The sequence below is a fragment of the Photobacterium makurazakiensis genome (assembly GCF_050336715.1).
Taxonomy (GTDB): Bacteria; Pseudomonadota; Gammaproteobacteria; order Enterobacterales; family Vibrionaceae; genus Photobacterium; species Photobacterium makurazakiensis.
Map to the genome: position 1 here is coordinate 67,724 of NZ_JAKJSJ010000021.1, position 15,424 is coordinate 83,147.

At 43.2% G+C, this 15,424-nt stretch carries 14 protein-coding genes; 9 read left to right on the top strand and 5 right to left on the bottom strand.

Annotated elements, in window-relative coordinates; translation table 11 throughout:
* The first annotated feature begins 34 nt into the window (after positions 1–34).
* The 5 genes from L4D09_RS10705 to torA all read left to right on the top strand — a co-directional run bounded on the left by L4D09_RS10705 (position 35) and on the right by torA (position 6,335).
* Positions 35–1,027 carry a DUF4382 domain-containing protein gene (locus L4D09_RS10705; protein ID WP_428457498.1) on the top strand — a complete coding sequence of 331 codons (993 nt, stop codon included), beginning with the start codon at positions 35–37 and terminating at the stop codon, positions 1,025–1,027.
* Between the two features lie 336 nt (positions 1,028–1,363).
* Positions 1,364–2,149, top strand: a complete 786-nt coding sequence (locus tag L4D09_RS10710) for a tetratricopeptide repeat protein (RefSeq protein WP_428457499.1) — start codon at positions 1,364–1,366, stop codon at positions 2,147–2,149.
* Between the two features lie 268 nt (positions 2,150–2,417).
* Positions 2,418–2,591 carry a periplasmic nitrate reductase, NapE protein gene (locus L4D09_RS10715; protein ID WP_428457500.1) on the top strand — a complete coding sequence of 58 codons (174 nt, stop codon included), beginning with the start codon at positions 2,418–2,420 and terminating at the stop codon, positions 2,589–2,591.
* 47 nt (positions 2,592–2,638) lie between these two features.
* Positions 2,639–3,823, top strand: coding sequence for a pentaheme c-type cytochrome TorC (gene torC / locus L4D09_RS10720; protein ID WP_428457501.1), 1,185 nt, complete (start codon positions 2,639–2,641; stop codon positions 3,821–3,823).
* A 22-nt stretch (positions 3,824–3,845) separates the two neighbouring features.
* Positions 3,846–6,335: a trimethylamine-N-oxide reductase TorA gene (gene torA, locus L4D09_RS10725; RefSeq protein ID WP_428457502.1), complete on the top strand. Its 2,490-nt coding sequence runs from the start codon at positions 3,846–3,848 to the stop codon at positions 6,333–6,335.
* Between the two features lie 59 nt (positions 6,336–6,394).
* Here the strand turns inward: torA and L4D09_RS10730 are convergent, their stop codons facing one another.
* A complete protein-coding gene (locus L4D09_RS10730) occupies positions 6,395–7,354 on the bottom strand; it encodes a collagen-binding domain-containing protein (RefSeq protein WP_428457503.1) in 960 nt (319 codons plus the stop codon).
* Positions 7,355–7,926: 572 nt separating this feature from the next.
* On the opposite strand from L4D09_RS10730, the gene L4D09_RS10735 reads away from it, so the two are divergent.
* Positions 7,927–8,340 carry a group II truncated hemoglobin gene (locus L4D09_RS10735; protein ID WP_428457504.1) on the top strand — a complete coding sequence of 138 codons (414 nt, stop codon included), beginning with the start codon at positions 7,927–7,929 and terminating at the stop codon, positions 8,338–8,340.
* A 15-nt stretch (positions 8,341–8,355) separates the two neighbouring features.
* Here the strand turns inward: L4D09_RS10735 and L4D09_RS10740 are convergent, their stop codons facing one another.
* Positions 8,356–9,132, bottom strand: a complete 777-nt coding sequence (locus L4D09_RS10740; RefSeq protein WP_428457505.1) for a THxN family PEP-CTERM protein — start codon at positions 9,130–9,132, stop codon at positions 8,356–8,358.
* Positions 9,133–9,439: 307 nt separating this feature from the next.
* On the opposite strand from L4D09_RS10740, the gene L4D09_RS10745 reads away from it, so the two are divergent.
* Complete coding sequence (locus tag L4D09_RS10745; RefSeq protein ID WP_428457538.1) at positions 9,440–10,222, top strand: TSUP family transporter; 783 nt, start codon at positions 9,440–9,442, stop codon at positions 10,220–10,222.
* Between the two features lie 59 nt (positions 10,223–10,281).
* Here the strand turns inward: L4D09_RS10745 and cuyB are convergent, their stop codons facing one another.
* Positions 10,282–10,992: a cysteate racemase gene (gene cuyB / locus L4D09_RS10750; RefSeq protein WP_428457506.1), complete on the bottom strand. Its 711-nt coding sequence runs from the start codon at positions 10,990–10,992 to the stop codon at positions 10,282–10,284.
* 192 nt (positions 10,993–11,184) lie between these two features.
* On the opposite strand from cuyB, the gene L4D09_RS10755 reads away from it, so the two are divergent.
* Complete coding sequence (locus tag L4D09_RS10755; protein WP_428457507.1) at positions 11,185–12,069, top strand: LysR substrate-binding domain-containing protein; 885 nt, start codon at positions 11,185–11,187, stop codon at positions 12,067–12,069.
* 55 nt (positions 12,070–12,124) lie between these two features.
* On the opposite strand, the gene L4D09_RS10760 is transcribed toward L4D09_RS10755, so the two are convergent.
* Positions 12,125–13,426, bottom strand: coding sequence for an anaerobic C4-dicarboxylate transporter (locus L4D09_RS10760; protein ID WP_428457508.1), 1,302 nt, complete (start codon positions 13,424–13,426; stop codon positions 12,125–12,127).
* A gap of 375 nt (positions 13,427–13,801) precedes the next feature.
* Between L4D09_RS10760 and L4D09_RS10765 the strand changes: the two genes are divergently transcribed.
* Positions 13,802–14,572, top strand: a complete 771-nt coding sequence (locus tag L4D09_RS10765) for a TSUP family transporter (RefSeq protein WP_428457509.1) — start codon at positions 13,802–13,804, stop codon at positions 14,570–14,572.
* Here L4D09_RS10765 and L4D09_RS10770 read toward each other — a convergent pair.
* Positions 14,532–15,377: a LysR family transcriptional regulator gene (locus L4D09_RS10770; RefSeq protein ID WP_428457510.1), complete on the bottom strand. Its 846-nt coding sequence runs from the start codon at positions 15,375–15,377 to the stop codon at positions 14,532–14,534. The genes L4D09_RS10765 and L4D09_RS10770 overlap by 41 nt on opposite strands.
* Positions 15,378–15,424 lie beyond the last annotated feature (47 nt).

Below are 15,424 nucleotides of genomic sequence, written 5' to 3' on the forward strand. Positions count from 1 at the left end.
CGGCCAGTTTTTACATTGTCGTAGGGGTGATGACATGAACAAAATACTATTACCTATGCTCGCCACGCTTGTCGTAGCCGGGTGTGGCGGTTCAGATGGCGATTCATCAACAGCAGCAGGAGCATCAGCAAATCAGGATAGCGGAACGGCACCTGTGTCGGTTGATATTTCTGTACCGCCGGAAGAAGTACCAAAAGGAGCCGATGATCTTCAAGCCTGTGTAGCCATTGATGCTGTTTCAATTACGGACTTATCAGGTACTATCATTGAATGGACAACAAAAAGTATGAGCGACCCTTATGGGGTGAACTCGCAGCAATGTATTCCTGCTGATTCAGAAATTCCGACTTATAACGATGGTTATCCTAAATTTATCGTGATCGATTTATATGATATTACAGGTATTGATCTCGCTAATTTAATCTCGGAACAGTTAGTACCTGTCGGTGAATATACATCAATGGCATTGTCAGTATTACAAGGTAGCTATGGTGATTTCTTAGATACGCCGTATTCGTATGTGGGGAACCCTGTCGATAAGCTGAAAATGGATATTGTTGATGATCTAAAATTTGATGGTTTGAACATTAATATTGATGTGCCTGAAAAATTCATTATGTCTTTTGATCTTCGTAGCATGATCCAATTAATTAATGATGCTTACGTGCTTAAAGCTGAAGGCTTCCGGGTTGCAAATGAAGCATTATCAGGCACGATTTTAGGTGATGTTGATCTGGGTTCATGTGTTACACCGACCAAAGATGCGTATGTGTACTTATATGACAAAGATACGAATTACGGTGATTTAGGCTCACAGTATGCACCCGTTATGACAGCGAAAGTGTCTGATGATAGCCAATACTCAATGAAGTATGTGCCTGAAGGTGATTATGACGTAGTGTTGGTGTGTGACGCTTTGTTAGATTTGCCTAACCAAATTGATTTAGATATTGATTTAGATGGTGATGCACCTAAATACCAAAGCAAGTACATAAAAGCAGGTGAGGAACACTACCTCAACTTGTAATTGTAACACTGCTCAATAGTCTGCCGCCGAGACCGTATCTTGGCGGTTTTCTTTTATGGAGCTTTAAGTCAGCAACCAAACAGTTAACTATGCTGCTGATTAAGTCTATGTTCAGTATATTTCCTTATGATTGATGTTAGAAAATCACGATCTATCTCTCATTTCAGATAATTCCCCTCATTTTTATGTTATCTCTAACACTCTGACAGAGAATGTAATAACTCATATTGTCTATATTATTAGGTGTTACTGCCTAGTAATGGCTGATTGTTTTTTAATCGTACATTGATTAAATTGCTTCCCAGAACAAAACGCCTTGAGAGAAGAGACCACGATATGCCTGCAGTTATGACCCTAAAAAAAGTTGTGTTCGGTGCAATGTTTGGCCTTGCTGTAATGGGCACTACAACGGTTAACGCATCTGTTACTACTTCACCGGAGCATCACCTGTTATCAACATTGAATTATGTTGAACTAGAAGCAGAACAAGGTGATAAAAACATGCAACTCTTCTTAGGCCGAGCTTATCTTGAAGGCTCAAATGGTTTGCAAGCTGATCCGCTTAAAGGTATGTATTGGCTTGAAAAAGCAGCAGTTGATATGCCCCAAGTAAAAACCATGATTGGTGATTTATTTAAGTTGGGACAAATGTTGCCACAAGATAATACACAGGCGTTACATTGGTATACTGAAGCCGCGAAAGAAGGTGACGTGCCTGCAATGGTCGAGTTAGGTATGTACTACGCCTCTGGTGCAACAGGCTCAGTTGATTGTGGTAATGCTATCAAATGGTTTAATGAAGCATCAAATGGCGGTTCATTAGAATCAAAACGTAATCTTGTGTGGTTATATGCAACGTGTTCTGATGAACGTATGCGAGATGGTGAACGAGCATTAAAGTTAGCAAAACAAGTATTAAGCCGCTCAGGTGCTGGTGATGCTGGTGATTATGATAACCTTGCTGCCGCTTATGCTGCGTGCGGTGAATTCCGTCAAGCGATAAAAGCACAAGAAAAAGCAATCGGTAAGCTCGATAACACCAGTGAACAGCGAATCGCAAAATTTGAACAGCGTTTGAAGCTATATCAACAGAATCAAACACTCTATAGTGTTTCGCTGTAAACCTTTCATCGCTCTTTTCCCTATCAAAAATGACGCTTTCAAGCGTCATTTTTTGTTAAGCAAACCTAGTTCTCACCATCACCCCTTAGCTTCGAATAGCACATCTCACCTGATATCTGTAGGGATATAAATGTTCCTACGATCAAATATTTGCTCTACCCGTAGCCTTAAGTAACATTGGTTTAACATCTTTAACTATACTTACTCGTTATAGCCCTTTCACTGCTGGGGCTGACCTATTAGTGAGCATAATAAAAAGGATGTCAGCATGAGTACTCCAGAAGCTGTAAGTGACAAAGATAGAGCTAAATATGAATGGCGCTCTTTCCTCTTTATAACCATTTTCCTCTTTCCTATTCTTGCTGTTGCCCTTGTCGGAGGCTACGGCTTTATTGTCTGGGCAATGCAAGTGTTCTTATTAGGTCCTCCTGGGCACGGCTAACCGTTAAGCATGCATTTTTAGCCAAATTAAGGAAGTAGGTAACGCGTATGATAAGTTTTTTGAAAAAACTGTGGGCAACATTCTGGCGGCCAGCGGTTCACATTAGCCTAGGTGTATTAACGTTAGGTGGATTCGTTGCTGGGATTATATTTTGGGGAGGGTTTAATACTGCACTTGAAGTAACCAACACTGAAAAATTTTGTATTGGTTGCCATGAAATGCGTGACAACGTATACGAAGAGCTAAAGGGTACGGTTCATTGGTCGAATCATTCGGGCGTTAGGGCAACCTGTCCGGATTGCCATGTTCCACATAATTGGACGGATAAAATTGCGCGTAAAATGCAGGCGAGCAAAGAAGTTTATGGTGCGATTTTTGGCACTATTGATACACGTGAAAAATTTTTAGAGAAGCGGATTGAGTTAGCTAACCACGAGTGGGAGCGTTTTTCTGCCAATGGCTCTTTAGAGTGTAAAAACTGCCATGCATACGAAAGTATGAACTGGGATGAAATGTCAGACATTGCCAGAACCCAGATGAAACAGGCAGCTGAGCGCGATCAAAGCTGTATCGATTGTCATAAAGGTATTGCCCATGAACTGCCAGGCAATATGGAAGCGTCAGGCGGAATGATTGCTGGCTTAATACAAAAAGCCGAACGCACATCATTCACCGAAGGTAAAGATTACTACAGTGTACGCTACCTTCCAATGTACGAAGATGAAGGCTTAACCATTGACGGTGGCCAGCTAAACCCAGCATCTGCCGTTAAGGTTGTTCAAGTTAAAGCGGATACAGTACAAGTTGAAATAGCAGGTTGGCGTAAAACCAAGGGCTTTGGTCGCGTAATCAATGAAGACTTTGGTATGAATATTCCAACAGCAGCTTTAAGTAAAGATGCAGCGCTAAATGAAACACTCGTGGAAAAATTTGAAGAGAAAGAAGACGACTTAACGGGACTTGGGTGGCAACGCGTTTCTGTAAAACTGTGGATGCCGAAAGAATCACTGATTGATGATGTTGAAGTGATTTGGGCGGAAGCACGCCCAGCTTATAACGACAATTGTAGTGTCTGTCATACCCAACCCGCAGAGAACCATTTCGATGCGAATACTTGGCCTGGTATGTTCAATGGAATGCTCGCGTTCATCAACCTTGACCGTGATAGTGAAGCATTAGTGTTGAAATATTTACAGAAGCACTCGTCAGATTTTTCTGACGCCGACCATTAAAAGAAGCGAAGTGAGGTTAACTATGTCTCTGAGTCGACGACATTTTCTTAAAGGGCTAGCAACGACTAGTGCGGTAGCAGTTATTGGCCCGAGTTTACTAACATCCGCTGCACGGGCAGCAGAAGAGGTTTCATCTCCTTATTCTGCTGATGGTATTTGGAAAGTATCAGGATCGCACTGGGGTGCATTCCGCGCCAGAATTTATAACGGTAAAGTGACAGATATCGAACCGTTAGCGCGTGATAAATACCCGACAGATATGCTGAAAGGAATAAAAGGGATCATTTATAACCCTTCACGGGTGAAATACCCAATGGTCCGTCTAAATTGGTTGAAAAAACATAAATACAGTGGGGATACTCGAGGTAACAATCGCTTTGTAAGGGTTACTTGGGATGAAGCACTCGATTTATTTTACCAAGAACTGGAACGTGTGCAGAAAGATTATGGTCCATGGGCATTACACGCCGGCATGACAGGTTGGCGTCAAACAGGGCAGTTTCACAGCTGTGGTAACCATATGCAGCGTGCCGTCGGGATGCACGGTAATTTCATGACCAAAATAGGTGACTACTCAACGGGTGCTGGTCAAACGATTATGCCATATATACTTGGCTCAACTGAGGTTTATGCGCAGGGGACGTCGTGGCCTGAAATCTTGGAGAACAGTCAAAATGTTATTTTATGGGCAAATGATCCCATTAAAAATACGCAAGTAGGCTGGCAGTGTGAAACACATGACTCTTATGAATATTATGAACAGCTGAAAGATAAAGTGGCAAAAGGGGAGATCAAAGTGATCTCTATCGATCCAGTTAAGTCAAAAAGCCAAAATTACCTTGGCTGTGATCAGATCTACGTCAACCCCCAAACTGATGTGCCTTTCATGCTTGCCATTGCACATACTCTTTACACTGAAGATCTGTACGATAAAGAATTTATTGATACCTATGCATTAGGTTTTGATGAATTTATCCCATATGTTATTGGTGAAGCTGACGATAAGACTGCGAAAACACCGGAATGGGCTGAGCCTATTTGTGGTGTGAAGGCTGATCAAATCCGTGATTTTGCGCGAATGATAGCGAAAGAACGTACCCAAATTATTTTTGGCTGGGCTGCACAACGCCAGCAACATGGCGAACAACCTTATTGGATGGGCGCTGTTATTGCGACCATGCTTGGACAAATCGGCCTGCCGGGTGGCGGCATTTCTTATTCTCATCATTACAGTGGTGTTGGGATCCCACCGACAGGAGCGGCTGGTCCTGGTGGTTTCCCCCGTAATGTTGATGAGGGTAAGAAACCCAAATGGGATAACAACGACTTCAATGGATACAGCCGGACAATTCCTGTTGCCCGTTGGATTGATGCTATTTTAGAACCGGGTAAAGAGATCAACTACAACGGCAGTAAGGTGATTTTACCGGACACTAAAATGTTGGTGGTTAGTGGTTGTAACCCATGGCATCACCATCAAGACCGTAATCGGATGAAACTCGCTTTTCAAAAACTGCAAACTGTTGTCACTATAGAATTTGCTTGGACTGCAACATGTCGCTTTTCAGACATCGTTTTACCCGCATGTACTCAATTTGAGCGTAATGATATTGACCTTTATGGCGCATACTCCGCGACAGGTATACTGGCGATGCATAAATTGGTTGATCCACTTTATCAATCGCGATCCGATTTCGATATTTTCACTGACTTTTGTCGTCGATTTGGACGTGAAAAAGAGTACACCCGTGGTATGGATGAAATGGAGTGGGTGAGACGTTTATATGATGATTGCCGAGAAGCGAATAAAGCTAATTTTGAAATGCCAGAATTTGAGAAGTTCTGGGACATTAGTGCAGCTGGCTGGGTAGATTTTGGTGTCGGTAAAAACTTTGTACGCCACGCAGATTTTAGGGAAGATCCGGAAATTAACCCATTAGGTACCCCATCTGGTTTCATCGAAGTTTATAGCCGAAAAATTGCAAGTTACAATTACGAGCATTGCCAAGGGCATCCAATGTGGTTTGAAAAGGCTGAGCGTTCTCATGGCGGTCCTGGCTCAGATAAGCATCCATTATGGTTGCAGTCATGCCATCCAGACCAACGCCTTCATTCCCAAATGTGTGAGTCAGATGAATACCGTGCGACATACACTGTACAGGGGCGAGAACCTGTTTATATGAGCCCTGAAGATGCAAAAAGCCGAGGTATTAAAGACGGTGATTTGGTTCGAGTATTTAATGACCGAGGGCAGTTATTAGCAGGGGCACGCGTTTCTGCTGATTATCCTCCGGGTGTTGTGCGCATTTATGAGGGGGCATGGTATGGCCCGTTGAATGAAAAGGTTGGGGCAATTGATACTTATGGTGATCCAAACACAGTCACTATGGATATTGGTACCTCTGAGTTAGCTCAGGCGACCAGCGCCAATACAGTAATTGTTGAGATAGAGAAGTTTGTTGGTGACGCTCCGCCAGTAACGGCATTTGGTGGGCCGATTTACGAAGCTTGATAACAGGATAGAGACAGAATAAAAAGCCCTTTAACAAAGGGCTTTTTTCGTTAGAGTAGTTAGAGCTGGAGCTTTTTATTTTGGCGCCAGCCAAGGACAAACAGCCCTAATGCGATGACGCTTGATGTTGTCGGTTCGGGGATAAAAGGTGTGTCTTCTGGCATCGCACCTGAAAAGCTCGGACCCCAAATTTTGCCGTATTGGTAATGTTTGTTAACCACCACAGAGCCTTTTATTTCAGTATGGTTGGTTAGCGTTGCAAGTGGCGCAAGTACATTGCCATAAATAGCTTTGGTTAAATTAAGTGTTTCTGATTGGTGAAAGTTCCAAATTATTAATTCAGAGATAGCCGAATTAATAAATTCGCTGATTGCGTTGGCTGTGTAGGTTGAATCATCGATATCTGTACCGGCGACATTAATGACAATGGCTGAAGGAGTTTGAGTGTTTAGGTTAAGCGAATAACTTTGCACAAAGGGGTTTTCGAATAAATCACTACTATCGATATTAAAGACAGCAACATCATGACCAACAGAACTACCAACATCGAAACTGGCATTGCCGCAACATGCTGAAGGTTGTGTTAGCAACGAGTTAGACGAAAGTGAGGCTAGAAAAGAAGAGTATTGTATTAGGTCAGTCTGTATCTGAGCAAAGTTGTAACTACTGGTATCGCTACTGAGCACTCCTCCGACACCATTGAGGGATACAACCCCATTGTTGTTACCGCCAACAATAGCACTATAACCATTGTTAACTTGTACATTAACATTGAGATCTCCGCCAACTACTAACCCTACTTCATTCGCCAAAGCCTGTGGCTGTTGCGTTGTATAGTTAGAGGCAGTGCCGTTGAGATCACCCATGACCAGTGCTTTTCCATCCACCTCGCTAGTCGACTCAAGATCGTTGAACACAATGAGTTGATAGTTATTCATGAGGTCAATTGGGCCTGCGAGCAATGAGGGTGCGCAGACAAAGCACAGGGCTGTTAAAAAAATCGAGGTTGGCTTTAGCACGTTATAATGCTCCTTGAAAACAAGTACGACATAGCATGTACTTGTTAAGCAAAACTTAGACCATTTATTTTTTTCGTCTTAAATTGACGATTTTAATTTATTGTTTGTCATTCAGAGCCTTATGTTTTTTAGATTTTATCTAGGCAGCACAGCTGTTCATTTTGGGGCGTTTAGAGTGTCAGTTTTATTTACAATTGAAGTCTTCTTAAACACGCTACTCACTAATTCTTATAGTTATAGAGTGAGAAAAATAGGCGTTGAAGCGAGATCGTACGTGTCGTTACGTTAATGTGTCAGCCTTTTTTACACGATGAGATATTGGCTTAATGCTGTGTTATTAACCGACTATAAACACGGTTAAGTAAAACAGACTTGTTTTTGGGACATTTTGGGTAGTGGCAGTGAGGTATACTTTGCTTACTCTATGCACGTTTGATTAAGCTGTTTTTGCACGTAGATTGGTATAAATAAGTGATCTAGCGTTCATGACAGCTTCTTTATCTAAGTAGCAATACCAATATTTATATATTATATTTCAGCCTATTATGAAACCTTACCGACCAGACTGCTCAATGATGAAAAATAAAACAACACCAACATATGGCTTAGGTGATTCGACCCTGCAGGCTGCTGGTGGTGAAAATGGTGTGAAAACTTTGGTAGATAGTTTTTATCTGCATATGGACACCTTACCTGAAGCTGCTGCTATTCGAGCAATGCACGCTGATGACCTAACGGAGTCAAGTGAAAAACTAACTACGTTCCTAATTGGTTGGATGGGCGGTCCATCACGCTATAGTGAAAAATACGGTTCAATGAACATCCCTGGAGCCCACCGCCACCTCTCAATAGGAATTGCCGAAAAAGAGGCTTGGTTGCTGTGCATGCAAAAAGCGTTGGACGACCAAGGGTATGATGAGGTCTTTAAACGTTACATCATGGTTCAGCTATCATTCCCAGCAGAAATGTGTCGAAATCGGACTTGATAATAATGTCCCTTTTTAAGGGGTCTGCACACGAATTCTTCGAGCAAAAAAGATAAAACCAGCCCCTAAAAGTGCGAGTGGTGTAGGCTCTGGTATTTTTTGTGTTGGCGGAACCATTGCTCTCTCATAAGACATTACTTTTGCAGTGATGATAGCTTCATTATCTTCTACTTCTTTGGTTAGGAAACTGGAAATTGTATTCTCGCTGACTTTAAACCCTTCAACCGCAATGGTGTATTGTACGCTGTCGATTAGAAATGTCTGAGTCGTTGCTGCCGAGCTAACAAGTACTCGGTCTGCACAGCCATTATCATTTACACCGGGTTGTTGGACTGTTTCGGGGTAAGCACATGGCGTGTCATTGTTTGGCGTTTCTTCGTGGTTAAAATCAAACAGGAATTCAATGGGGGAAGCTACTGCACCATCAAGAGAAACGGTTGTTGTTAGTTTTAACTGAGCAGTGTCTAAACTCGGTGGGTAAACGGGGTTATTGGCGTGTGTAAATGTCCCTAAATTGAAGATGTCACTTTGCTCTGTTGCAGAATCAAAGGTTGTGACAAATGTATCTTCCGACTCAAAAGTATAGCCACTTTGCCCGTAGCCAGCACTACCACCCCAGCTTATAACTGGAGCGGTTGCCGTTCCTGACTCTGTTGTCGTATTACCTCCGTCAGATGTGACGACGTTCTGCCATTCTGCAGTAAAACTACCAAATGTGATGTCTATTGTTGCCGAATTAGCCCCAAAGGAAGTCAGGGCTATTAAAGGAAAGATGTATTTATTAATCATCATGCTGGTCGTCCATTCTTATCGTTAAGTGCTGAAGTCGAGTTACCGCTAACATGTAGCATGCTTTGTCAGTTACATTAAGTTACTAAGCAAGATGAGTGCCATTAATTAAGTTGTTTATATTCAGTGCTTTATGAATGTTTGTCTTCCTGTTGTTCTCATTATGTAGAATTTGATATTTCATTTAGCGAATCGCGACTAAGTCGTCATGGGAATAGGTTACGGCTTTAGTTTTTCTTTTCTTTCTTTAACTAGCACGTAATCTATGCCGCCTGTATTGGTGTTGATTAATTATGTGGTTTAGGTTGTGATGGACTTTTCGTGGGATGTGATTGGTGTACTTTTTCTTGTTGCGAGTTTAGCTGGGTTTATTGATGCCCTAGCTGGAGGAGGAGGAATGCTCACAGTTCCGGCGTTACTTGCTGTTGGGATACCACCGGCACAGGCACTGGCTACTAATAAATTACAAAGTTCATTTGGTAGCTTTTCAGCCTCGCTGTACTTTGTCCGCAATCGCCTCGTGAATCTCAGTGATATGCGTTTGGCTATATGCTGTACTTTTGTCGGCTCTGCAATCGGGGCGTTGTTGGTACAAGTGATTAACCCTGGGCTTCTTACGAACTTAATCCCTGTGTTACTGGTTTTCATTGCTTTCTATTTTTTATTTGCGCCTGAAGCTGGAAGCGGTGGCGGCCAACCTAAAATGAGCGAGGCTGGTTTTGCATTAACGGTTGGAACAGGTATCGGCTTTTATGATGGTTTCTTTGGTCCAGGCACCGGCTCTTTGTTTGCAGTGTGCTTTGTATTGATCGCTCAAGTAGGGATTGTTGAAGCCACTGCTAAAACCAAAGTACTCAACTTCACCTCAAATTTTGCGGCTTTATTATTTTTCATTTTGGCTGGACTGCCGATTTGGGAAATAGGCTTGATCATGGCAGTTGGTGGATTTATAGGGGCTCGCTTAGGTGCTAAAGTTGTCGTAACGAAAGGACGTAAACTTATTCGCCCGTTAGTTGTGGTTGTATCAATGATAATGGCAGCAAAGCTTTTACTTGAACAAAATTCAGAATGGCTTACTTCATTATCCTCGTAGCTGAATACGTAAGCCATGGAATGTATGATACCGGTGGTATTAGCCCTGATAACGAAGGGCTATGCCACAAGCTCTACAGTATCTTCGGTTGCCCATTCGATACATGCTTTTGCAAGGATGTTAAGTGAATCAAGACAAAGCTCTGGTTGGTTATGAGCTAATTCTGCCAGTGCGACTGGAATTTCGGTGCAACCTAAGATCACAGCCTCAGCACCCTGAGCGATCAGTGAGTCAAAGACTGGCTTCATTAGCTGGTGGCCAAGCTTGATATCGCCTGCTTTAACGGCATAAATCCCATCCATAACGGCTTGTTGCTGGGGGGATGTTGTTCCTATTGTCGCTATTTGTTTTTGCGCGAGTTTGGTTTGGTACATGCGGGTTTGCATTGTAGCCGTTGTCGCCATAACACCGACTTTGCAGTAATTTCGGCAGTGCGCTTCTTTAACAACGCTATCAAGAATACTGATTGTATGTACATTGCAGCTATTTGCGAGGCGTGGGTACCAATAGTGCGCAGTATTACATGGCATGACAATACATTCTGCGCCTGCTTGCTGTAGTTGCTCCATACCTTGCTTAAGAGCTGGGTAAGGGTCTGCGCCATTGCTGATGAGAAAGGCTGTTCGATCTGGGATCTGTGGGTTATTACTAACAAGCATAGGAATATGCTGCTGATCGTTATGTGCGGGTGTCTGTGAGATTATTTTTTGCATAAACTCAACGGTCGCCAACGGTCCCATGCCACCTAAAATACCCAACTTCCTGCTCATAATGCTGTTCCTACAGTATTTTTAACTGAATTCACTATAAGTTAGGTGTAGCCCTGTGAGAAATGCCGTTGCTGAGGCTGTTATGCATAATCGGTATGACTTAATGGTGAAAATGTGATCTATATGACTTGATACTTATCTTTATGTGAAACATGTTTCGTTATACTACATTTTTCTTTTTATTCGACGTTTATGAATATTGAAAGTAAGTGGCTAGAAGACTTTTTAGTGTTAGCGGAAGTCAGGAATTTTTCATTGGCAGCTGAAAAGCGTAATGTTACTCAACCTGCATTTAGCCGGCGCATTAAAGCACTTGAACATACCGTTGGTGCAGAGTTAATCGATCGAAGCAAAACCCCTGTGGCGTTAACGCCGAGCGGCCGTTTGTTTAGAATTACAGCTCGAACGTTGATGAATCAAATGATGGATGGGATCGGGCAATTGTCTGATCTGTCTAAACTGGGCGGAAATATTGTAAGGGTTGCTGCTGCGCACTCGTTAGCAACCAGTCTTGTTCCTTCTGTCCAATCGAAGTTATTGGTTGGAAAGCATAACCCGTTGTTAAGCGTAGAAGCCATTGATGTCGATCAGGCCATTGAAGAGTTGCAAGAAGGGGGCTGTGATTTATTACTGGCTTTTGATGATGAACTGCTTCGATTACCCCCTTACCAGTCATTACAAATAGGTGAAGCTGAGCTCTTACCTGTTTGTGCCTGTGATAATGAGGGGAAGCCGCTTTATTGTTTTACAAACCGTCAAGAAGTGCCTTGGCTCGCGTATAGCCCAAGTTCTTATATGGGGCGTCAAGTTGAAGCGATACGTGATCAAGTAAGGCTAAAGCCGATCTTTTCATCCTCAATGACAGACTTGTTAAAGATACTTGTTTTACAAGGACTTGGGGTTGCATGGCTGCCTGACTATGCCATAAGGGAAGAATTAAAAACGGGGAAGGTTGCTATTGTCGGTGACACTCACCTGAGACTACCAATTACTTATTATGCCTATCGTTATCAAGCTCGTTTGCATCCTGCAGGAGAGCAAGTTTGGCGGGCACTACGAGAGCATATAGCGGAATAGCATTGAAGCAATAACCAGACAGTTATTGCTTCAATGACAGAATTATCGCGCCATATTAAACAATCATCGGAGCGAGAAGGAAACCGCAAACTGTTGAAACGGCGACCCCAACTAAACCCGGTAATAAGAATGGGTGATCAAAGATATTCTTACCCATTCGAGTCGAGCCTGTTGAATCAAACTCAATGGCAGCTAGCGACGTTGGATAAGTCGGTAAAACAAACACACCAGTCACAGCCACAAACGAAGCGAGTATTGCCCAATGAGGCACTTGTAAGCTTAACGCTAAAGGGATGATCAGTGGTGTAGTTGCACCTTGAGAAAGCAGCAATGTGCAAGTGCCAAATAATACCAGTGATAGCAGCATTGGGTAAGATTGCAGGAGTGTACCTGCAAACTCTTTAATTTCAGGCAAGTAAGCATTCACCATTGTCGAACCCATTGTCACAATACCCAGAATGACTGCCACAGAGCTCATGCCGGAGCGGAATGTTGTTGTACGGATGATTTTGTCTGGGTGAACGTTACACATTGGTACAATCAGGCAAGCGACGGCAAACATTGAGACGATAATGATGTCGCGTGTCGACATCATGCTGCCATCGGCAAAGTGTGGGCGTAGAGCTGGAAACGCCGCATAGATAACAATGGCAACCGTTGCTAACAAAAACAGCATGACGGAGTATTTAGCTTTTGGGTCTAAGGATATATTTTGGCTGGTGTGTTGCTTATGATCTTGCTGTAACCGCGAGAGATAAACAGGATCATCTTTGAGTTCACAGCCTTGGCGTGAAGCAATGAATGCGCCAACCATGGCTGCAATAAACGAAGCGGGAAGACAAACGGCCATTATTTCAAGAAAGCTTACTCCAATGGGTTCCATGATGGAGATCATCGCAGCCATAGCGGCAGAAATAGGAGAGCCTGAAATAGCGACTTGTGATGCTACAACGGCACCTGCAAGCGGGCGTGAGGGTCTTACCCCAATTTCTTTCGCGACTTCTGATATTACAGGTAATGTTGAAAAAACAGTGTATCCAGTACCTGCCATAATCGTCATTAACCAAGTGATCATAGGCGCTAAAAAGCAAATATAACGTGGGTTACGTCGCATGAGGTTGCCAGCGTGGTGTACCAGCCAGTCCATCCCTCCAGCAGCTTGCATGGTAGAGGCTGCCGTTACAACTGCCATGATGATCAAAATAACATTAACGGCAGGAGCACTAGGCTCGAGCCCGAATCCCAGAGTTAAAATGGCTAAACCGAGCCCCCCAGCTAAACCTACGCCAAGGCCTCCCATTTTTAGCCCCCAATAGATACAGCCCAATACCACCATGAGTTCCAATACTACAAACATAACCCGTCCTTTCCCTTGGGATAAAATCACAAAACCATTGATATTTTGTGGATATGGTGCGCAAACTGGTCGGTGGTGTTAAATGCTAAATATTGCTTTTTAATAACGAATCGGCATGGCGGTATGGAAATAATTGGGATTCAGTTAACAGAATAAGTCTATTAAGTCTGATTTTGTGCGAATATCATTCTGGAATAGGTTGAAAAATCGCCGTTCATTTCTTTCTAATACACAAATGACGTACTAGAGGAATTTCAAAAAAATACAATCAATTCCTAACTGGAATAGGTTGTCGTCCTTTGTTTCACTGTTCCTTATTGCGTTGCAGTGCTAGTTTCATGCACCTTAACCAGTTGATAGAAGAGATAGTATTTAATGGATTTGTCACTCGAGGTGCTTGGGCTACTATTTTTAGTCGCGGGACTTGCTGGTTTTATTGATGCCATTGCCGGTGGCGGCGGGTTGTTAACAGTGCCAGCGCTACTTGCAGCGGGTATACCGCCGACACAAGCGCTCGCAACGAACAAGCTTCAAGGCTCATTTGGTAGTTTTTCAGCCTCACTATATTTCGTACGAAATGGTTTTGTCAGCTTGCGTGAAATGCGTAATGCAATTGTTTTTACCTTTATTGGAGCTGCGTCAGGGGCTGAACTTGTCCAGCGTATTGATGCAGGGGTACTAACGAGCCTCATCCCTATTTTATTAGTTTGTATTTCACTTTATTTTCTCTTTGCCCCCCAAGCGGGCCAAGGTGGTGGAACGCCTAAATTATCTGAAAACGTTTTTGCACTAACGGTTGGTACGAGCATTGGCTTTTATGATGGTTTTTTTGGCCCCGGTGCTGGCGCGCTATATACCATTTGCTTTGTGGCTATTGCACAATTTGGTTTGGTTGAGGCAACGGCTAGAACCAAAATCTTAAACTTTACTTCAAACTTCGCCGCACTTTTATTTTTCATTGCCGCAGGGCTACCAGTATGGGAAGTCGGCTTGGTGATGGCTGTAGGAGGCTTTATTGGGGCACGTATGGGGGCAAAAGTTGTAATATCGAAAGGACGAAAATTGATCCGGCCGATGGTTGTGATTATTTCAATGGTGATGGCGATTAAATTACTGTTGGAACAGAACCCGCAATGGTTTCAATAAGTGTGCGAATACGTTCTGATTGATAACTATTTTGCCGATAGCATAGGTGAACAGGCCGAGTGAGAGCATGTAAAAAGTCAAAATGATGGCAATGCTCAGGGCTTATTTTTAAGGTTTTTGTGATTGAAATTGGCACAAGGGCGGGAGCCACACCACCTAATGCGAGCTGAGCGGCGGCTGTGTATGAGTCCATTTCCATTAAAGGAAGGATCCCTGCCTTTTGAAGTATGCCTGCTTGGTTTGCATTTGCTGGGTTATTGAAGTCATTCACCAGTAGCTGGGTTGGTTGTTGTTCAAGTGGCTGTCGACTAACAATTGCAAACGGCTCATCAAACAGGTGCTTAGTTGATAAACCATGCTGTGGTGGTAGATGGCCAGCACAAAATCCAACGGTTGCATCGCCAGATTGTACTCTTTCGACGATAACGGGTGTGTGATGTGTGGTGATTGATATATAAGGGTCACATTTAAAATAGCTTCCCATTAAGTTACCGAGGTAGCCTGCGACTAACGTTTCTGAGCAGGCAAGGCGAATGAGAGAATGATCTTGGATACGTTGTTGATCGAAGATTAGCCCTTTCATTGCTTTATAGCTTGGCCCTATATTGTCGATAAGGGCGGTGGCATCAGCAGTCAATTTAATGTGGCGCCCTGCGGGCTCGATGAGCTTTTTCCCTAGACGTTGCTCTAGCTTGGCGATTCGCTTACTGACGGCACTTTGGCTTAGATAAAGGCGGCTTCCTGCCCGGCTCATCGTTCCTTCTTCAGCAAGAACTAATAATGTTTCAATTCCTTCGAGTAACAAAACGGTATTTCCTGCTGACTATTGATTGCTTATCGTAACGGCTTGTG